Annotated in this window: 18 protein-coding genes; 6 read left to right on the top strand and 12 right to left on the bottom strand. The window is 73.0% G+C overall.

What is annotated here, in order from left to right; translation table 11 throughout:
• Window positions 1-257: 257 nt before the first annotated feature.
• Together C3486_RS33185 and C3486_RS33190 are read right to left on the bottom strand one after the other, a co-directional pair.
• A complete protein-coding gene (locus C3486_RS33185; protein ID WP_103836580.1) occupies window positions 258-1,559 on the bottom strand; it encodes a glucarate dehydratase family protein in 1,302 nt (433 codons plus the stop codon).
• Entirely contained in the window at window positions 1,556-2,491 is a 936-nt protein-coding gene (locus tag C3486_RS33190) for a 5-dehydro-4-deoxyglucarate dehydratase (protein ID WP_103836581.1), read from the bottom strand. Before C3486_RS33190 ends, C3486_RS33185 begins: the two co-directional genes overlap by 4 nt.
• A gap of 126 nt (window positions 2,492-2,617) precedes the next feature.
• On the opposite strand from C3486_RS33190, the gene C3486_RS33195 reads away from it, so the two are divergent.
• Both C3486_RS33195 and C3486_RS33200 read left to right on the top strand, forming a co-directional pair.
• Window positions 2,618-3,424, top strand: coding sequence for an IclR family transcriptional regulator (locus C3486_RS33195; RefSeq protein WP_103836592.1), 807 nt, complete (start codon window positions 2,618-2,620; stop codon window positions 3,422-3,424).
• Window positions 3,425-3,624: 200 nt separating this feature from the next.
• Entirely contained in the window at window positions 3,625-4,401 is a 777-nt protein-coding gene (locus tag C3486_RS33200; RefSeq protein ID WP_103836582.1) for an HAD family acid phosphatase, read from the top strand.
• Window positions 4,402-4,419: 18 nt separating this feature from the next.
• On the opposite strand, the gene C3486_RS33205 is transcribed toward C3486_RS33200, so the two are convergent.
• From C3486_RS33205 to C3486_RS37580, 3 genes are all read right to left on the bottom strand, one after another.
• Window positions 4,420-5,391 (bottom strand): ribonuclease Z, encoded by a 972-nt coding sequence (locus C3486_RS33205; protein WP_103836583.1) that lies wholly within the window; start codon window positions 5,389-5,391, stop codon window positions 4,420-4,422.
• 24 nt (window positions 5,392-5,415) lie between these two features.
• On the bottom strand, window positions 5,416-5,775 hold the full coding sequence (locus C3486_RS33210; protein ID WP_103836593.1) for a histidine triad nucleotide-binding protein: 360 nt from the start codon (window positions 5,773-5,775) through the stop codon (window positions 5,416-5,418).
• Window positions 5,776-5,845: 70 nt separating this feature from the next.
• Window positions 5,846-6,766, bottom strand: coding sequence for a hypothetical protein (locus C3486_RS37580; protein ID WP_181138782.1), 921 nt, complete (start codon window positions 6,764-6,766; stop codon window positions 5,846-5,848).
• Between the two features lie 177 nt (window positions 6,767-6,943).
• On the opposite strand from C3486_RS37580, the gene C3486_RS33225 reads away from it, so the two are divergent.
• A complete protein-coding gene (locus C3486_RS33225; protein ID WP_103836584.1) occupies window positions 6,944-7,372 on the top strand; it encodes an OsmC family protein in 429 nt (142 codons plus the stop codon).
• Window positions 7,373-7,511: 139 nt separating this feature from the next.
• On the opposite strand, the gene C3486_RS33230 is transcribed toward C3486_RS33225, so the two are convergent.
• From C3486_RS33230 to hrcA, 4 genes are all read right to left on the bottom strand, one after another.
• A complete protein-coding gene (locus tag C3486_RS33230) occupies window positions 7,512-8,255 on the bottom strand; it encodes a 16S rRNA (uracil(1498)-N(3))-methyltransferase (RefSeq protein ID WP_103836585.1) in 744 nt (247 codons plus the stop codon).
• Complete coding sequence (locus tag C3486_RS33235) at window positions 8,252-9,358, bottom strand: nitronate monooxygenase (protein WP_103836594.1); 1,107 nt, start codon at window positions 9,356-9,358, stop codon at window positions 8,252-8,254. Before C3486_RS33235 ends, C3486_RS33230 begins: the two co-directional genes overlap by 4 nt.
• Before the next feature lie 201 nt (window positions 9,359-9,559).
• Window positions 9,560-10,693: a molecular chaperone DnaJ gene (dnaJ, locus tag C3486_RS33240; protein ID WP_103836586.1), complete on the bottom strand. Its 1,134-nt coding sequence runs from the start codon at window positions 10,691-10,693 to the stop codon at window positions 9,560-9,562.
• Window positions 10,694-11,710, bottom strand: coding sequence for a heat-inducible transcriptional repressor HrcA (hrcA, locus tag C3486_RS33245; RefSeq protein WP_103836587.1), 1,017 nt, complete (start codon window positions 11,708-11,710; stop codon window positions 10,694-10,696).
• Between the two features lie 284 nt (window positions 11,711-11,994).
• Between hrcA and C3486_RS33250 the strand changes: the two genes are divergently transcribed.
• Window positions 11,995-12,729 (top strand): MBL fold metallo-hydrolase, encoded by a 735-nt coding sequence (locus C3486_RS33250; protein WP_103836588.1) that lies wholly within the window; start codon window positions 11,995-11,997, stop codon window positions 12,727-12,729.
• A 39-nt stretch (window positions 12,730-12,768) separates the two neighbouring features.
• Window positions 12,769-13,605, top strand: coding sequence for a DUF3097 domain-containing protein (locus C3486_RS33255; RefSeq protein WP_103836589.1), 837 nt, complete (start codon window positions 12,769-12,771; stop codon window positions 13,603-13,605).
• Here the strand turns inward: C3486_RS33255 and C3486_RS33260 are convergent.
• The 3 genes from C3486_RS33260 to C3486_RS33270 form a co-directional block, all read right to left on the bottom strand.
• Window positions 13,583-13,864 (bottom strand): hypothetical protein, encoded by a 282-nt coding sequence (locus C3486_RS33260; RefSeq protein WP_308461283.1) that lies wholly within the window; start codon window positions 13,862-13,864, stop codon window positions 13,583-13,585. The two genes, C3486_RS33255 and C3486_RS33260, sit on opposite strands and share 23 nt — an antisense overlap.
• Before the next feature lie 148 nt (window positions 13,865-14,012).
• Entirely contained in the window at window positions 14,013-15,245 is a 1,233-nt protein-coding gene (gene hemW, locus C3486_RS33265) for a radical SAM family heme chaperone HemW (protein ID WP_103836590.1), read from the bottom strand.
• 114 nt (window positions 15,246-15,359) lie between these two features.
• A complete protein-coding gene (locus C3486_RS33270) occupies window positions 15,360-17,375 on the bottom strand; it encodes a SpoIIE family protein phosphatase (protein WP_103836591.1) in 2,016 nt (671 codons plus the stop codon).
• A 100-nt stretch (window positions 17,376-17,475) separates the two neighbouring features.
• Between C3486_RS33270 and C3486_RS33275 the strand changes: the two genes are divergently transcribed.
• On the top strand, window positions 17,476-18,719 hold a 1,244-nt coding region (locus C3486_RS33275; protein WP_146075110.1), incomplete at its 3' end, for a HAMP domain-containing protein.

An 18,719-nucleotide genomic window follows, 5' to 3' on the forward strand; every position in this document is an offset into this window, starting at 1 on the left:
AGGCAACCCCTCTCGATGATCACGTGCGGGACCCATACCGTACGCGCCAGGCGCATTCCCGCCCAGAGGCCGCGCCCCCGGACGAGAATGCGTACCCGGCCAAAAACGGCCCCCCTCGTCGGGCACTCACCGTGACCCGCCCGGTGCGTACGGTGCCGGTGACCTCCGCCAACAGGCCGAAAGCAATCGGTGCGGCGCTGCCCACCGGCGCAGTCCCACCCACCCACCCCCACCAGCGCAGTCCCACCGGCGCGGTCCTACCAGCGCGGCACGGCCGGGGTCGTCCACTCCGGGTCGGCGGCGCGCATGGCCGCCGCGTCATCCCGGTCCCGCATGCTGCCGTCGTCGTCCAGCCAGCGGCGGTGCAGCGCGGCGAGCCGGTCGCGGTCCAGCTCGACGCCCAGTCCCGGTGTGTCGGTGACCGCGACGGCGCCGCTCTCGAAGGTCAGGCGTTCGGTGAGGACGTCCTCGGTCTGCCAGGGGTAGTGGCTGTCGCAGGCGTGGTGGAGGTTGGGCACGGTGGCCGCGACCTGTGTCATGGCGGCGAGGCTGATGCCCAGGTGGGTGTTGGAGTGCATGGAGACGCCGACGCCGAAGGCGCGGCAGACGGCGGCCAGTTCGCGGGTGTTGCGCAGGCCGCCCCAGTAGTGGTGGTCGGAGAGGACGACCTGCACCGCGCCGCGGGTGAACGCCTCGGCGATCTCGTCGAAGGTCGTCACGCACATGTTCGTCGCGAGCGGGATCTCCGTACGGGCCGCGACCTGCGCCATCCGGTCGGTGCCGCTCGTCGGGTCCTCCAGGTACTCCAGTACGTCCTTCAGCTCGTCGGCGACCATCAGGGAGGTCTCCACCGACCAGGCGCCGTTGGGGTCGAGGCGGAGCGGCCTGCCGGGGAACTCCTCGGCCAGCGCCCGGATCGCGGCGATCTCCTCCTTCGGCGGGAACACCCCGCCCTTCAGCTTGAACGAACCGAAGCCGTAGGTGTCGGCGAACCTCCGTGCCTGGGCGACCACTCCGGCCGGGTCGACGGCGGCGCCCCAGTCGTCGGCCTCGCCGCGGCCGCCGGGGTGCCCGGCCCAGCGGTAGAAGAGGTAGGCGCTGTAGTCGACGCGGTCCCTGACCTTGCCGCCGAGCAGCGCGTGCACCGGGAGCCCGGCGGCCCTGCCCCAGGCGTCCAGGCAGGCGACCTCGAAGCCGGAGAGGACGGAGAGGCGCAGCTTGTCGGCGGTCTGGACGCCGCGCAGGCCGCCGACGTCCACCGCGCCGGCGGCGGTCGCGGCCGGCGAGTCGCCGCAGACCTCGGCGGCCAGCAGGGGCAGCGCGTTCAGATCCGTGACCCGGCGGCCGACGAGCGCGCCGGCCAGCGGGCGGGCGAGGTCGAGGTACGTGGTGTCGCCGTAGGTCTCGCCGAGGCCGGTGACGCCGCCCTCGGTGACCACCTCGACGATCAGCCGGGGCGTGTAGGGCTGGTGCACGCCCTGGGTGTTCAGCAGCGGCGGGTCGGCGACCAGGATCGGGGTGAGGCGCACCTCGGCGATGGTGAGTTCCGTACGCGTCATCGGGTGGCTCCTACCAGGTCGAGGCCGCGCTCGAGGAGTGCGGTGAGGTCGGTGAGATCGGCGGGCGAGGGGTCGGTGAGCGGGGCGCGTACGGGGCCGACGGGCAGGCCGCGCAGCCGGGCCGCGGCCTTGACCAGCGACACGGCGTACCCGGGCACCCGGTCGCGCAGCTCTACAAAGGGGATGTAGAAACCGGTCAGCAGCTTCTCGACGGTGGCGTCGTCCCGCTCCCCGAGCGCGGTGAAGAAGGCGCGGGAGATCTCGGGCGCGAAGGCGTGCACGGCGGAGGAGTACGCGGTGACGCCCAGGCTCGCGTACTGGCGGGCCTGGAGTTCGGCGGTGGCGGCGCCGTTGAAGAAGAGGAAGCCGTCGGGGGCCGCGAGCTTGAGGCGCTGCAGCCGGTCCAGGTCGCTGTGACCGTCCTTGAGGCCGATGACGCCGGGGATCTCCGCGAGCCGGCGGACGCTCGCCGCGCTGAAGGCGACGTGGTCGCGCTGGTACGCGACGATCGGCAGCCCGGTGCGCGCCGCGACCTCGCGCACCTGGGCGACCAGGCCGTCCTGCGGGGCCCGGACGAGGTAGTGCGGCATCAGCAGCGCGGCGTCGGCCCCGGCGTCCTCGGCGATCCGCGCGAACCGCGCCGCCTGCGCCCAGCCGTACCCCACTCCCGCGACGACCGGCAGCCGGCCGTCCGCCGCCTCGACCGCGGCCCGCACCACCTGCCCGTACTCGGCCTCGTCCAGCGAGAAGAACTCGCCGGTGCCGCAGGCCGGGAAGAGCGCGCCGGGCCCGGCGGCGATCCGGCTCGCAAGGTAGTCGCGGTAGGCGGGCAGGTCCAGCGTGCCGTCGTCGGTGAAGCAGGTGAGCGGGAAGGACAGCACGCCGCGGGCCATGCCCGCGCGCAGCCGTTCGGTGACCGTCAAGACCATCATGGCCTGTCTCCATATGTAGATGACGTCCACGGATGAGAATGGAGGCTAGAGAGGCGCATGACGGCCGTCAATAGGCCCGGCGGCCGGCGGACCGCCGCTGCCGAGCGGCGCGGCTACCATCGGCGCATGCCGGAGAGGGGCGGCGGGGTCCGCGAGGTGAAGTCGGCGGCCCGCACCGTGGAGCTGCTGGAGGCGCTCGCGGCCCGCGGCGACCGCCCGGCCCGGCTGCGCGAGCTGGCCGAGGAGCTGGGCGTGCCGCGCAGCAGCATGTACGCGCTGCTGCAGACCCTCATCGACCGCGGCTGGGTGCGTACCGACACCACCGGATCGCTGTACGGCATCGGCATCCACGCCCTGCTGGCGGGCACCAGCTACCTCGACACCGACCCCTTGGTGCGGGCCGCGCGCCCCTACCTCGACGAGGCGTCCGAGGCCCTGGGCGAAACCGTCCACCTGGCCCGGCTGGACGGCCCGGACGTGGTCTACCTCGCCACCCGCGAGTCGCACGCCTACCTGCGGACGATCAGCCGGGTCGGGCGGCGGCTGCCGGCCCACGCGAGCGCACTGGGCAAGGCCCTGCTGGCCGAGCGAGGTGACAGCGAACTGCCGCTTCCCGAGGGCGAGTTGGAACGGCTGACGGAGCGCACGCTCACCGACCGGGCAACCCTGCTGGCCGACCTCGCCCGGGTACGCGCCCGCGGCTACGCGGTCGAGCGCGAGGAAGGCGTGGCGGGCATCGCGGGCTTCGGCTTCGCGCTGCGGTACGACCGGCACGACTCCCCCGCGACCGACGCGATCAGCGCTTCCGTGCCGGTCGTCCGGCTCACCGAGGAGCACGAGCGGCGGATCGTCGCGGTCATGACCGAGGTGCGCGCCAAGATCGAGGCGGCCGCACCGCGCGCGACGGGCCCCGGCGCGCCGGAGTGGCGCTGACCGCCCTCACCCCCTGGCAGACCGTCCCCCTGCGGACGGCCAGGCCGCCCCGGACGACCGGGCCCCCGGACGATCACGCCCACCACGCCCCCTTGGATGATTTGCCAAGCATTTAATCTCCGCGCGTAGATAAGCGGAAGCGGCGCCTGCTAGACCTACCGAAGTCCCTCTTTCCCGCCCCCACTCCGCAGGAGAAGTACATGCGTTTCCGTGCGCGCCTGGGCGCCGTCGCCGCCGCTGCGGCCGTCGCCGCCACCGCCGCGTTCGGCGTCGGCCAGGCCACCGCCGAGCACTCCGTCCCGCACTCGGACAAGGAGATCCCCAACCTCACCCAGGTGCAGGACCGGATCAAGGCGTACTACGGCGACACCGTGACCGCCGACGGGGAGCACCACGCCTCCCCGAAGAGCAACTACGCCCGCCAGGTCCGCGGCATCGAGGCGAAGGCGCAGCGGTACCTGGACGAAGCGGCGCGCCACCGCCACGGTTCCGGCAGGCCCGCCATCGTCCTCGACATGGACGACACCACCCTGCTCACGTACAACTTCGAGCTGGAGATCGGCTTCGCCTTCGACGAGAAGGCCCAGGACGCGTACCTCAAGAGCCACGACATGGAGCCGGTGTTCGGGATGGACGCGCTGGTGAACCACGCGCGCGCCAAGGGGTACGAGGTGTTCTTCGTGACCGGCCGCAAGGAGGCCCAGCGCGGCTGGAGCGTCCGCAACCTCAAGAACGTCGGCTACGACGTGCCGCTGGACCGCGGGCACGTCTACCTCAAGGACAAGGAGAACCCGCCGGCCTACCTGCCCTGCGGTGCCGGCTGCTCGACGATCGAGTACAAGTCCGGCACCCGCAAGCACATCGAGTCGCTGGGCTACGACATCGTGGCCGACTTCGGCGACCAGTACTCGGACCTGAAGGGCGGCCACGCCGGCCGCGCCTTCAAGCTGCCCAACCCGATGTACTACCTGCCCTGACCGGCGGCCGCGCGGGCCTCAGACGGAACCGGGGCCCGCGTCCGGGGCCGGATCCGCGTCCGGGGCCGGGCGGCGCTTGGGCAGCGGCACCCGCATGAGGTCCCGCGCAACGGTCAGTTCGCCGTCGTACCCGGCGGCGCGGGCCTCGCGCTCGAATTCGGCCGGGTCCGCGTACCGCTGCGAGAAGTGCGTGAGCACCAGGTGCCGGACGCCGGCGTTGCGCGCGACCATGGCCGCCTGGCCCGCCGTCAGGTGGCCGTGCTCCGCCGCCAGCTGCCGGTCGCCGTCCAGGAACGTGGACTCGATGACGAGCATGTCGGCTCCCGCCGCCAGCTCGTGCGCGCCGGCGCACAGCCGGGTGTCCATCACGAAAGCGAACGACTGGCCGGGGCGTACCTCGCTGACCTCCTCCAGCGTGACCCTGCGGCCGTCCTCCCGCACGAGCGCGCCCTCCCGGCTCAGCCGGCCCACCGCGGGCCCCGAGATGCCGAGCGCGGCCAGCCGCTCGGGCAGCATCCGCCGCCCGTCCGGCTCCTGGAGCCGGTAGCCGTAGGACTCGACGGGGTGCGAGAGGCGGCGCGCGGTGAGCGTGAAGGCGGGCGTGTCGGCGAGCGTGCCGCCGTCGCCGGACACCGGCTCCTGGCGCAGCCGCACGGTCTCCCGGTACGCCGTCGAATAACGCAGCCGCTCGAAGAAGTGCGCGCCGCTCGCGGGATAGTGGGCGGTGACCGGATGCGGCACCCGGTCCAGGTTGATCCGCTGGATCACCCCGGCCAGACCGAGGCTGTGGTCGCCGTGGAAGTGCGTGACGCACAGCCGGTTCAGGTCATGGGCCGCCACCCCGGCGCGCAGCATCTGGCGCTGCGTGCCCTCGCCGGGGTCGAAGAGCAGGCCCGTGCCGTCCCAGCGCAGCAGGTAGCCGTTGTGGTTGCGGTGCCGCGTGGGCACCTGGCTGGCGGTGCCGAGGACGACCAGTTCGCGTACGGACAAGGCGCTGATCCGCTTCCGTTGCCGTTAGCCGGGGGGCCAGTTCAGCCCGCGGCCGCCGAGCACGTGGGCGTGCGCGTGGAAGACGGTCTGGCCGGCGCCGGTGCCGGTGTTGAAGACGATGCGGAAGCCGGTGCCGTCGACCTTGTCCTCCTCGGCGACCTTGCGGGCCTCGCACAGCACGTCGGCCGCGACCTGCGGCTCGGCGGCGGCCAGCGAAGCGGCGTCGGGGTGGTGCGCCTTGGGGATCACCAGGACGTGGGTGGGTGCCTGGGGGTTGATGTCGCGGAACGCGACGGTCGTATCGGTCTCTCGGACGATCGTCGCGGGCACCTCGCCCGCCACGATCTTGCAGAACAGGCAGTCGGCCTGCGGTTCTCCCGCCACCGGTGCGCTCCTCACGGGTCGTCGGCTCGTACGACCCGCATCGTACCGATCGGGGCCGCCGCGACGGTCACTAGCGTGCCACCCACGTGCCGGAACGGTCCTGCGGACCGTCGTTCCGCGCGTCGGACACGTCCTTCCCGTGGTCGCCGTTGTTCTCGTCCCAGTTGCGGTTGTCGTTGCCGTTGTCCTTGCCGTTGTCCTGGTCGGCGTCGTTGCCGTTGTCGCCGTTGTTCTGGTCGTCGTTGCCCTGGTCGTCGTCGGCGCAGTCGTCCTGGTTGGTGTTGCCGTTCTTGCCGTTGTCGTTCTGGTCGTTGCCGTTGTCGTTGTCGTCGTTGTTCTGATCGTTGTTGTTGTTCTGATCGTCGTTCTGGTGGGAACCGTTGTTGTTGCCGTCGCTGTTGTTGCCGCTGTTGTCGTTGTTGCCGTTGTCGTCGCCGTTGTTGTTCTCGTTATTGCTGTTGTTCTCGTTGTTGCTGTTCTCGTTGTTGCTGTTCTCGTTGTTGCTGTTGCTGTTCTCGTCGTTGTTGCTGTTGTTGTCGTCCCGGGCCGGGCGGGAGCTGGAGGCGGAGTTCGGGCGGTCCGTGTTGCCGGAGGCCGGCGCGTTGCAGTTGCCGATGGTGGTCGTACGGAAGATCACCCGGTTCCCGACCCGGGCGACCAGGTTGCTGCCCTCCACGCACCGGCCGCTGACCTCCCTGGTCACGTTGCCGGTGATGGTGATCCGCTCGCCGCTCGCGGTCTGGCCCTGGCAGTCGACCCGGGCGGGCCCCGCGGCCGACCGGGCGTCGCTGCCGGCCGTGGACACCGGTTCGCCGCCGTTGGGTGCGGACGCCGTGCAGCTGAGCCAGCTGACGTCGACGCTCTCCCACTTCAGCGCGCGGGTCCCCTGCTGGTCGGTCGTCACCGCTATCGCGGAGGTGTTGGAGTATCCGGACGGCTCACACGCCGCCGTGCCGACGGCCACCGCACCCGCTGCACCCGCCGCTGCCAACGCCCGTAACCAACGGCTCCGCACGCTTCCCTTCATGCCTCGCAGCGTGCCATCGTCGCCGCGCGGCCCGACAGGCCCGCTCCGGCCAACTCCGCGCGGCGCTCCCCCGGCCGCCCTGATCATCACTAACCTGGGCCGCGAAAGACCAGGTTCCGTCACCTACGGGAGCGATCCATCATGGCAACGACGCGCACGGCCAAGACCCACTGGGAAGGCAACCTGATGGAGGGCAAGGGCCAGGTGGCCCTGGACTCCTCCAAGGTCGGTACGTACGACGTGAGCTGGCCGGCCCGCGCCGAGCAGCCGAACGGAAAGACCAGCCCCGAGGAGCTGATCGCGGCGGCCCACTCCTCCTGCTACTCCATGGCGTTCTCGCACGGACTGGCCGGCAAGGGCTACACCGTCGAGACCGTCGACACCCAGGCCGACGTCACCTTCCAGCCGGGCGAGGGCATCACCGCCATCGCGCTGACCGTGAAGGCCAAGGTCCCCGGCCTGTCCGAGGACGACTTCCAGGCCGCGGCCGAGGACGCCAAGAAGAACTGCCCGGTCAGCCAGGCGCTGGCGGGCGTCAAGAACATCACCCTGAGCGCCACGCTGATCTGACGCGCCGCAGGGCCGTACGGGAACGGGCCCCACAGGGCCGTGCGGGAACGTGTCCCACAGGGCCGTACGGATTCCGACTCGGCGGGGCCGTACGGAAACGGACGCGGCCAGGCCGCACGGCTGCGGCCCCCGCCGGGTCTCAGTCCCAGCGGCCCGTGCGGCCCAGCAGCAGCGCCGTGGCGGCCGTGCCGGCGGTGGAGGTGCGCAGCACGCTCGCGCCCAGCCGGTACGGCTTCGCCCCGGCCGCCGCGAACAGCTCCAGCTCCTCGGGCGAGACGCCGCCCTCCGGTCCGACGACGAGCACGATGCCGCCGTCGGCGGGGAGTTCGGCGCGGGCCAGCGGCTCGCTGCCCTCCTCGTGCAGCACGGCGGCGAACGCGGCGCCGGACAGCAGCTCCGCCACGTCCTTCGTCGTGGCGGCCGCCGCGACCTCGGGGAACGTCAGCCTGCGGGCCTGCTTCCCGGCTTCCCTCGCGGTATTGCGCCACTTCGTCAGCGACTTGGCGCCCCGCTCGCCCTTCCACTGCGTCACGCAGCGGGACGCCTGCCACGGCACGATCGCGTCCACGCCGGTCTCGGTCATGGTCTCCACGGCCAGTTCGCCGCGGTCGCCCTTGGGCAGCGCCTGGACCACCGTGATGCGCGGCCGCGGCGGCTCCTCGGTCCGTACGTCCGTCACCGCGACGTCGAGCCGGTCCTTGCCCTCGACCGCGGCGACCGTCCCGTACGCGCCCGAGCCCGCGCCGTCCGTCAGCACGATCTCCTCGCCGGCGCGCAGCCGCCGTACGGACACCGCGTGCCGGCCCTCGGGGCCGTCCAGGGTGAGGGTCGCGCCCGGCGCGGCGCCGGCCAGCGAGTCGACGAGGAAGACCGGGGCGGTCACGAGGCACTCCCAAAGGTTCCGGGTCCGGCGGGGCCGGCGGGGCTCGATGCGGCGCGTGCCGCGGTCAGTTCGGCCACCAGCACCTCCATCAGCTCGGCCGCGGGCAGCTGCCGGGCCAGCCGGTGGCCCTGGCCCGCCCAGAGGTTCATGGCCTGCGGGTCGCCGGCCGCCGCGGCGGCCTTGCGTACGGGTGAGGTGAGGTAGTGGACGGCCGGGTAGGCGGCCGGTGCGTACGGGCCGTGCTCGCGCAGGAAACGGTTCGCCAGGCCGCGGGCCGGGCGTCCGGAGAACGCCCGGGTCAGCTCGGTCCGGGTGAACCGCGGGTCGGTCAGCGCCTGCTTGTGCAGCGGGTGCGCGCCGGACTCGGGGCAGGCCAGGAACGCCGTACCGAGCTGCGCGCACGCGGCGCCGGCGGCCAGTACGGCGGCGATCTGCCCGCCGCGCATCAGGCCGCCGGCCGCGATGACCGGCAGCCGCACGGTCTCGCGGACCTCGGCGAGCAGGGCCAGCAGCCCGAGGCCCGCGCCGGTGCCGTCGCTCTGCGGGTCGTCGCGGTGGGTGCCCTGGTGGCCGCCGGCCTCGACGCCCTGGACGCACACGGCGTCGGCGCCGGCGTCCTGCGCGGCGCGCGCCTCGGCGGGCGTGGTGACGGTGACCACGGTGTACGTGCCGACCCTGGCCAGCGACTCCACGGTCTCGGCGGTGGGGCAGCCGAAGGTGAAGGAGACCACCGGTACGGAGTCCTCGCGGAGCACGGCGAGCTTGGCCTCGTAGCCGTCGTCGGTGGGGCCGTGCGGATCGCCGAGCGCGGTCTCGTACCAGGTGGCCTCGCCCGCGAGCTGCTCGCGGTAGACCTCGACGGCGGCGGTGTCGTCCAGCTCCGGCTGTGGCATGAAGAGGTTCACGCCGAAGGGGCGGCCGGTCAGCCCGCGTACCCGCTGGATCTCCTGGTACATGCCGTCGGCCGTCTTGTACCCGGCGGCGAGGAAGCCCAGGCCGCCGGCCGTACTGACGGCGGCGGCGAGCTCGGGGCTCGAAGGGCCGCCCGCCATGGGAGCCTGCACGATCGGGTGAGGACTCAGCTCGGTCAGCGCTGTGGGCATGCCCATATCGTGTCACGCGTCACGGCCGCCCCCGGAATCGGGGCGACCGCGCCACGTACGCACACTCCAACGGCTTCGGACGCCGTCAGCGCCCGGCGTCTACCGCCCGTTGAACGCGTCCTTGAGCCGCGAGAACAGCCCCTGCTGGCCGGGCTGACCGTGCCTGTCCGGGGGACAACCCCCGGACCTCCGGCCCGGCGCCTACCGCCCGTTGAACGCATCCTTCAGGCGCGAGAACAGCCCCTGCTGGCCGGGCTGGAACTGGCCCGTGGGGCGTTCCTCGCCGCGGAGCTTGGCGAGGCGGCGCAGCAGCTCCTCCTGCTCCGGGTCGAGCTTGCTCGGGGTCTGGACCTCGACGTGCACGACCAGGTCGCCGCGGCCGCCGCCGCGCAGGTGCGTGATGCCGCAGCCGTGCAGCGGGATCGACTGGCCGGACTGGGTGCCGGGCCGGATGTCGACGTCACGCACCCCGTCCAGCGTCTCCAGCGGGCACTTCGTGCCCAGCGCCGCCGCGGTCATCGGGATCGTGACCGTGCAGTGCAGGTCGTCACCGCGGCGCTGGAACACCGGGTGCGCGACCTCGTGGATCTCGACGTAGAGGTCACCGGCCGGACCGCCGCCGGGGCCGACCTCGCCCTCGCCCGCGAGCTGGATGCGGGTGCCGTTGTCGACACCGGCCGGGATCTTGACCGTGAGCGTCCGGCGGGACCGGATGCGGCCGTCGCCCGCGCACTCGGGGCACGGCGTCGGCACGACCGTGCCGAAGCCCTGGCACTGCGGGCAGGGCCGGGAGGTCATGACCTGGCCGAGGAAGGAGCGGGTGACCTGCGAGACCTCGCCGCGTCCGCGGCACATGTCACAGGTCTGCGCCGAGGTGCCGGGCGCCGCGCCCTCGCCGGAGCAGGTCGTGCACACCACGGCGGTGTCGACCTGGATGTCCTTGGTCGTGCCGAACGCGGCTTCGTTCAGCTCGACGTCCAGCCGGATCATGGCGTCCTGGCCGCGGCGGGTGCGCGAGCGCGGCCCGCGCTGCGACGCCGTGCCGAAGAACGCGTCCATGATGTCGGAGAAGTTGCCGAAGCCCGCGCCGAAGCCGCCGGCACCCGCGCCGCCGCCCTGGGACATCGGGTCGCCGCCGAGGTCGTAGACCTGCTTCTTCTGCGGGTCCGACAGCACCTCGTAAGCGGCGTTGATCTCCTTGAACCGCTCCTGGGTCTTGGGATCCGGGTTCACGTCCGGGTGCAGCTCGCGCGCCAGCCGCCGGAAAGCCTTCTTGATCTGGTCCTGCGAGGCGTCGCGGCTGACGCCGAGGACCGCGTAGTAGTCCGTGGCCACTTACGACTCCGCCAGGATCTGTCCGACGTAACGTGCCACTGCGCGTACCGCTCCCATCGTTCCGGGGTAGTCCATGCGGGTCGGTCCGACCACGCCGAGTTTGGCGACTGCCTCGTCGCCCGAACCGTAGCCGACGGCGACGACCGATGTGGAAGTGAGCCCTTCGTGAGCGTTCTCGTGCCCGATGCGCACGGTCATGCTCGAATCCTTGGCCTCTCCCAGCAGCTTGAGCAGCACGACCTGCTCCTCAAGTGCCTCCAGCACCGGCCGGATCGTCAGCGGGAAATCGTGTCCGAAGCGCGTGAGATTGGCGGTACCGCCGATCATCAGCCGCTCTTCGGTCTCCTCCACCAGAGTCTCCAGCAACACCGACAGCACTGTCGAGACCGTGCCCCGGTCCTCCGTCTCGAAGGATTCGGGGAGGTCCTGCACCAGTTGCGGCACGTCGGTGAACCGGCGCCCCACGACACGGCTGTTGAGCCGGGCCCGCAGGTCCGCCAGGGACGTTTCGCCGAACGGCGCGGGGCAGTCGATCATGCGCTGCTCGACGCGTCCGGTGTCGGTGATCAGGACGAGCATCAGCCGGGCCGGTGCCAGCGAGAGCAGTTCCACGTGCCGGACGGTGGACCGGGTCAGCGAGGGGTACTGCACCACCGCGACCTGCCGGGTCAGCTGCGCGAGCAGCCGTACCGTACGGGCCACGACGTCGTCGAGGTCCACCGCGCTGTCGAGGAAGCTGTGGATCGCCCGGCGCTCGGGGCCGGAGAGCGGCTTGACGGCCGCCAGCTTGTCGACGAAGAGGCGGTAGCCCTTGTCGGTGGGGATGCGGCCGGCGCTGGTGTGGGGCTGCGCGATGTAGCCCTCGTCCTCCAGCGCGGCCATGTCGTTGCGGACGGTGGCCGGTGACACGCCGAGCCGGTGGCGCTCGGTGAGCGCCTTGGAGCCGACCGGCTCCTCGGTGCCGACGTAGTCCTGGACGATGGCACGCAGCACTTCGAGTCTGCGTTCGCTGAGCATCGCGCACACCTCCAGTCCCGCGCTTTCCCAGGCCGTCTGCGGCCGTCTTTCCGGGGCCGCCGTCCAGCCGGGCCGGCCGGTCGTCCCTGGCACTCGACCGGTCCGAGTGCCAAACCCCGGACCAGTGTACGGCCGGGTAGCACGGCCAGGGCAAGGCCGGGCGACACGGCTCGCCGCCCGGCGGGCCACCGTATCGCGCCGAGGCCGGTCCGTGTTCCCGGGATCCGCCCAGGTCAGCCCCGCGGCCGCGGGCGGTCTTCCGGTTTCCGGGCTAGCGTCTCGGTATGGGCACGACGTGGGAAGAGGCAGGCTGGGAGCGGCTCGCGGACGGGGTCGCGCGGCGCCGGCTGCCCGGCTGGGACGCCACCGTGGGCGTGGTGGCCGGGAGCACCGGCGTCCTGATGATCGACACCGGGTCCGGGCTGCGCGAGGGCGCCGAGCTGCGCCGTCAGGTGCGCGGCGTGCTGGGCCGTGAGGTGACCCACATCGCCCTGACCCACCCGCACTTCGATCACGTACTGGGCACGGCGGCGTTCGCGGGCGTGACGGTCTTCGGCGCGACCGGACTGGCCGAGCTGCTGCGCCGCTCGCCGGACGCGCTGCTCGGCGACGCGGTACGGAACGGGGCCGATCCCGAGGCGACGGCCGTGGCCGTGGACACGCTGGTCGTCCCCGAGCACGCGGTCTGCGGCGAGCGGACCCTCGACCTGGGCGACCGCCAGGTCCTGCTGGCGAACGTCGGGCCCGGCCACACCGCGCACGACCTGGCGGTCTGCGTACGGTGCGGGCCCGGTGAGCCGGAGGTCGTCTTCTGCGGCGACCTCGTGGAGGAGTCGGGCGAACCGCAGGCCGGGCCGGACGCGCTGCCCGCGTGCTGGCCGGGGGCGCTGGACCGGCTGCTCGCTCTTGGCGGGGAGGACGCCCGGTACGTGCCCGGGCACGGCGCCGTCGTGGATGCCCGCTTCGTCCGCGCCCAGCGCGACGAGCTGGCCCGTCGCTCCGGCGTGTCGCGGGACTAGCCCAGCCGGGGGACGCCGTCCCCGCATATCGTCTTGGGAATGCGCAGCAGACAGTACGGGCCCGATCTGACCCCGCCGTGGAAGAAGCAGCGTCCCGCGCCCGAGGTGCCGGCCGAGCCCGATCTCGTCGTCGAAGAGATCACGACCGGCTTCTGCGGGGCGGTCATCCGCTGCGAGAAGACCGCCGAGGGGCCGACGGTCACGCTGGAGGACCGCTTCGGCAAGCACCGGGTCTTCCCGATGACGCCCCGCGGCTTCCTCCTGGAGGGCAAGGTCGTCACGCTCGTACGCCCCTCCGCCGCATCCGCACGCCCCCAGGGCCCGCAGCGCACCGCGTCCGGCTCACTCGCCGTGCCGGGCGCCCGCGCCCGCGTCGCCCGCGCGGGCCGCATCTACGTGGAGGGCCGCCACGACGCCGAGTTGGTCGAGCGGGTGTGGGGCGACGACCTGCGCATCGAGGGCGTGGTCGTGGAGTACCTGGAGGGCGTGGACGACCTCCCGTCGATCGTCGGCTCCTTCTCCCCCGGCCCGGACGCGCGCCTCGGCGTCCTCGTGGACCACCTGGTGCCCGGCTCGAAGGAGTCCCGCATCGCCGCGTCGGTCACGGACGCGAACGTGCTGGTCGTCGGCCATCCCTACATCGACATCTGGGAGGCCGTGAAGCCGGCGTCGGTGGGCATCGCGGAGTGGCCGTCCGTGCCGCGCGGCCAGGACTGGAAGACGGGCGTGTGCCGGGCACTCGGCTGGCCGGAGAACACGGGCGCCGCGTGGCAGCGCATCCTCGCCTCGGTGCGGTCGTACAAGGACCTGGAGCCGGCGCTGCTGGGGCGGGTGGAGGAACTGATCGACTTCGTTACGGCCGGGAGTGCGGCCTGACGCCGGGGAGCCGCTGGAACTCGCGGGTGTCCAACTCGACGCCGAGCAGGTCCAGCGGCACGGGGTCGCCGAACTTGGTGATGCGCTGCGCCCTGTAGTCGGCTTCTTCGCCGGCTCCGGCGGGCTCGGTGAGCAGGACGCAGTGGCCCACGACGGGATCGACGATCAGATGGACCGGAATGCGGCCCGCGACGTAAATCGTGCGCTTCAGTCCGTAGTCACGGTCGACGCTGGTACCGGAGACCGCCTCGACCACCACCGTGATCAGCTCGGCCGGCAGCTGTTCCCGGCCTCTGGGCAGACGGCGCGCTCCACCACCAGGAGATCGGGCACGGGTTCACTCTGCTCGGTCACTACGAAGCGGGCACCCGGGCGAGGCTTCCGCGACACGTCACCCCGCCGGGTGATCAGTCCACCAGGTCCCGCACCACCGCGTCCGCCAGCAGCCGGCCGCGCAGGGTCAGGACCGCCCGCCCGGCTTCGTACGGACCGGCCTCCAGCAGGCCGTCCGCGAGTGCCTTCTCGGCCGCCGCGCGGCCGGCCGGGCGCAGCAGCTCCAGCGGGCAGCCCGCCGCCAGCCGCAGTTCCAGCAGGATGCGCTCCACGCGGCGGTCCTCGGCCGTCAGGAGCTCGCGCCCCGCGCCCGGGGTGCGGCCCTCCGCGAGCGCCTGCGCGTACGCGCCCGGGTGCTTCACGTTCCACCACCGCACGCCGCCGACGTGGCTGTGCGCGCCGGGGCCGGCGCCCCACCAGTCGGCGCCGGTCCAGTACAGCTCGTTGTGGCGGCAGCGGGCCGCCTCCGTGGTGGCCCAGTTGGAGACCTCGTACCAGCTGAAGCCCGCGGCGCTCAGCGTCTCTTCGGCGATGAGGTAGCGGTCGGCGTGCTCGTCGTCGTCCGTCATCGGGACCTCGCCCCGGCGGATGCGGCGGGCGAGCTGCGTGCCCTCCTCGACGATCAGCGCGTACGCGGACACGTGGTCGGGGCCCGCGCCGACCGCCGCGTCCAGGGAGGCCCGCCAGTCGTCGTCGGACTCGCCGGGCGTGCCGTAGATCAGGTCGAGGTTGACGTGCTCGAAGCCGGCGGCGCGGGCCTCGGCGACGCACGCCTCGGGGCGGCCCGGGGTGTGCGTACGGTCGAGGATCTTCAGGACGTGCTGCCGGGCGCTCTGCATCCCGAAGGAGATCCGGTTGAAGCCGCCGGCGTGCAGCTCTTCGAGGTAGCGCGGGTCGACCGATTCGGGATTCGCCTCGGTGGTGATCTCGGCGTCCGGCGTGAAGCCGAATTCGTCGCGGATCGCGGCGAGCATGCGGGCGAGGTCGGCGGCCGGCAGCAGCGTCGGCGTGCCGCCCCCGACGAAGACCGTCTCGACCCGCCGGGAGTCCCCGGCGAGGACCTTGCGGGCCTGCCGGACCTCCTCGATCAGGGTGTCGGCGTAGTTCTCGCGCGAGGCGAGCACACCGCCGGAGCCGCGCAGCTCGGTGGCGGTGTAGGTGTTGAAGTCGCAGTATCCGCAGCGGGTCGCGCAGTACGGCACGTGCAGATAGAACCCGAGGGGCCGCTCGCCCGCTCCGTCCAGGGCGGAGGCGGGCAGCGCCCCGTCCTCGGGCAGGGGCTCGCCATCGGGGAGTGCAGAAGGCATGGGTCCATTGTCCGGTACGCGGACGGTGCCCCTGCCGCCCGCCCGCCGGGGCACGCTTTACGGGCCTGCGGCGGGCCACCGGGGCACGCCTTGCGCGGCCCGCAGGGGCGTCCCCTACGGGCGCACCGCCTGCAGGACCAGGAGGGCCAGGTCGTCGTCCGGCGGGGTCGGCCCGAAGGCGTGCACGCGGCGCCGCAGGTGCTCGGCGACGCCCTCGGCGCCCAGGCCCGCGCACTCCGCGAGGGCGTGCGCGAGGCCGTCCTCGTCGTCGAAGAGCCGACTGCCCGAGCGGCGCTCGGTCACGCCGTCGGTGACGCACAGCAGCGTCTCGCCGGGCGCGAGGTCGAAGGACTCGCTCTCGTACACGGTGTCCTCCAGGACGCCGAGCAGTATCTGCGGCCCGGCGACCGCCCGCACCGTGCCGTCCGTGCCGAGGACCAGCGGCAGCGGGTGCCCGGCGCTGGCGATCGTGCAGCGGGCGCCGCCGCTGCCGTCCGTGTGCGGCACGATCTCGCCGTAGAGGAGGGAGAGGAAGCGGGCCTGCTCGCTCTCCTCCCGGTAGCCGGGGCGCGCCTCCGCCTCGGAGCCGGCCTCGACCACCGCGGCGGCCACCGCTGCGACGGAGTCGGCCGCCTCCAGCGCCACCGTGCGGTTCAGCCGGTCCAGCACCTCGCCGACGCCGTACCCCTCGCGGGCCAGCAGCCGCAGCACCGGCCGGGCCAGCCCGGTGACGGCGGCGGCCTCCGGGCCGCTGCCGCAGACGTCGCCGAGCATGAAGCACCAGCGGTCCTCGCCCGCCCGGAAGAGGTCCCAGAAGTCGCCGCCGGCCCAGGCGCCCTCGCGCGGTTCGTACACCACGGCCGACGCCACGCCGGGCACGTCGGCGCGCCGGCCGGGCAGCAGACGGCGCTGCAGCACCCGGCTGATGCGTTCCTGGCGGCTGTAGGCGTCGGCGGTGGCGATGGCCCGGGCCACCCGGCCCGCGAGGTCCTCGATGAGCGAGACGATCTCGTCGGGGAAGCGCAGCAGGCCGGCCCGGCCTATCAGGAGCGTGCCGTGCCGGCGGACGCCGGAGACGAGCGGGCAGGCCAGCGCGGCGCCGCCGGAGCCGAAGCCGCTGCCGCTGGGCTCGCCCGGCCACGGCCAGGGCCCGGCGGCGACGGCCGGGCCGTCGCCGCTCCGGCCGGTCAGCACCGGCGGGTCCTTCACCAGCAGCTCCCGCAGCCCGTCGATGCGGCTCTCGGTGGCGTGCCAGACGCGGGCCAGGCGGGGCGCGCCGAAGTCGTCGCCGTCGTCCAGCCAGACCGCGCACCAGTCGGCCATCCGCGGCACGATCAGCTGGGCGACCAGCGCGGCCACCTGGTCCGCGTCCAGCTGCCCGCTGAGCAGGTCGGACGCCTCGGCGAGGAAGGACAGCGCGCCGTGGTGGATCCGCTCGACCTCGCAGCGGCGGAGCGCGGCGCGCTGCGGTCCCGGCGACATCAGGACGGTGGCCTGCGGCCCGCCCGGCAGGGTCCGCTGCGCTTCGAAGACCTCCAGCGGCGGCTCGATCTCCGTCTCGGTCTCCTCGGCCGTGACCCGGAACCACACGGTCTTGAGCGTGCGCCGGTACGTGATGCCCCAGGCGTCCGCGAGCGCGCCGACCAGCTGCAGCCCGCGGCCCGCGCCCTCGGCGGTCACGGCGTCGTGGCGGCCGCGCACCGGGCGGGCCGGGTGGTGGTCGGACACCTCGATGATCACGGCGGTGCGCGGGCCGGCCTCGTCCAGCCGGCAGAGCAGCTCGACGGAGGTCCCGGCGTGCACGACGGCGTTGGTGACCAGTTCGCTGGCGAGCAGCTCGGCCTCGTCGGCGACGCGCTCGGTGAGGTACTGCGCGCCGGGCAGCCCGCGGGTGGTCCAGTCGGCCAGCGTCGTACGGACGAACTGGCGCGCCGCGCGGGCGGCGAGGGGCGAGCCGGGCAGCCCGATGCCCCGGGACTCCTCTCCTCCGTATGCACCGTCGGCGCGTCGCTGACCTCCGGCCGGCCGGGGGCCCGCGGGCTCCTCCCCTTCCTGGGAGGGGACGGCGTCGGGCCAGGAAGCGGTCTGCCTGCGCACCACGTCCTTTTCCGACGGAGTTGTCGTCCTCATTGAGCACTCCCGAGCAGTTCCGCAATAGCGCCGATTGCGCCACTGCCAGGGTGACAGACTGAGCCCACCCATTCGCACCGAGTTACTGAAGTGGGTCATTATGTCGGTGGATTCCGCAGTTCCCCGCGTGGCGCGGGAGTCAGGTACCGACTGGGTGCGCGCGGCGGACCTCAAGCCGCTGCTCTCCGCGCTCGTCTCGATGTCCGCGGGCGATTTCCGTACCCGGCTGCCCGTGGCGTACGACGGCGTCCTCGCCGACCTGCACGGTGCCTTCAACGACATCGGCATCCGCACCCAGCACCACGCCGACGAGCTGGTGCGGCTGCGTTCGGAGCTGGTCCGGCAGGGCCGGCTGGACGAGCGGATGACGGCCAGCCCCGGCCAGGGCACGTGGGCCTCCTCGGTGCTCGCGGCCAACGACATCATCGACGCGCTGGTGGTGCCCGCTGCGCACGCGACGAAGGTGCTGAACGCGGTGGCGGGCGGTGACCTCACCCAGCGCGTGGAGCTGCACGACGGCCACCGCAGGCTGCGCGGCGACCGCTGCCAGCTGGGCCGCGCGGTGAACGCGATGGTCGATCAGCTCTCGCTGTTCACCGGCGAGGTGACCCGGGTGGCCCGCGAGTCGGGCAACGAGGGACGGCTGGGCGGCCGGGCCAAGGTCGCGGGTCTGTCCGGGAGTTGGCGCGAGGTGACGGAGGCGGTCAACACCATGGCCGCCCGGCTCACCGCCCAGGTGCGGGACATCGCGGCGGTGACCACGGCGGTGGCGCGCGGCGATCTGACGCGTCAGGTGACGGTCGAGGCGACGGGCGAGCTGCTGGAGCTGAAGCTGACGGTCAACACGATGGTCGACCAGCTCTCGGCGTTCGCCGACGAGGTCACGCGGGTGGCCCGCGAGGTCGGCACCGAGGGCCGGCTCGGCGGCCGGGCTCAGGTGCCCGGCGTCTCGGGCGTCTGGAAGGACCTCACCGACAACGTCAACTTCATGGCCTCCAACCTCACCTCCCAGGTGCGCAACATCGCCCAGGTCACCACCGCGGTGGCCAACGGCGACCTCAGCCAGAAGATCACGGTCGACGCGCGCGGCGAGATCCTGGAGCTCAAGGAGACCGTGAACACCATGGTCGACCAGCTCTCCGCGTTCGCGGACGAGGTGACCAGGGTGGCCCGCGAGGTCGGCACGGACGGCCGGCTGGGCGGCCGCGCCCAGGTGCGCGGGGTGTCGGGGATGTGGAAGGACCTCACCGACAGCGTCAACTTCATGGCGGACAACCTCACCACGCAGGTGCGCAACATCGCCCTTGTCGCGACGGCGGTGAAGGAGGGCGACCTCGGCAAGAA

Origin of the sequence: Streptomyces sp. Ru73, from assembly GCF_002920575.1 — a bacterium.
Lineage (GTDB): Bacteria > Actinomycetota > Actinomycetes > Streptomycetales > Streptomycetaceae > Streptomyces.

Excerpts from the sequence above, each read along its gene's own strand:
- hemW (WP_103836590.1), bottom strand. The coding sequence starts at position 15,245 with ATGCCTTCTGCACTCCCCGATGGCGAGCCCCTGCCCGAGGACGGGGCG.
- C3486_RS33185 (WP_103836580.1), bottom strand. The coding sequence starts at position 1,559 with ATGACGCGTACGGAACTCACCATCGCCGAGGTGCGCCTCACCCCGATC.
- C3486_RS33255 (WP_103836589.1), top strand. The coding sequence starts at position 12,769 with ATGCGCAGCAGACAGTACGGGCCCGATCTGACCCCGCCGTGGAAGAAG.
- C3486_RS33190 (WP_103836581.1), bottom strand. The coding sequence starts at position 2,491 with ATGATGGTCTTGACGGTCACCGAACGGCTGCGCGCGGGCATGGCCCGC.
- C3486_RS33270 (WP_103836591.1), bottom strand. The coding sequence starts at position 17,375 with ATGAGGACGACAACTCCGTCGGAAAAGGACGTGGTGCGCAGGCAGACC.
- C3486_RS33195 (WP_103836592.1), top strand. The coding sequence starts at position 2,618 with ATGCCGGAGAGGGGCGGCGGGGTCCGCGAGGTGAAGTCGGCGGCCCGC.
- C3486_RS33200 (WP_103836582.1), top strand. The coding sequence starts at position 3,625 with ATGCGTTTCCGTGCGCGCCTGGGCGCCGTCGCCGCCGCTGCGGCCGTC.
- C3486_RS33250 (WP_103836588.1), top strand. The coding sequence starts at position 11,995 with ATGGGCACGACGTGGGAAGAGGCAGGCTGGGAGCGGCTCGCGGACGGG.
- hrcA (WP_103836587.1), bottom strand. The coding sequence starts at position 11,710 with ATGCTCAGCGAACGCAGACTCGAAGTGCTGCGTGCCATCGTCCAGGAC.
- C3486_RS33235 (WP_103836594.1), bottom strand. The coding sequence starts at position 9,358 with ATGCCCACAGCGCTGACCGAGCTGAGTCCTCACCCGATCGTGCAGGCT.
- C3486_RS33225 (WP_103836584.1), top strand. The coding sequence starts at position 6,944 with ATGGCAACGACGCGCACGGCCAAGACCCACTGGGAAGGCAACCTGATG.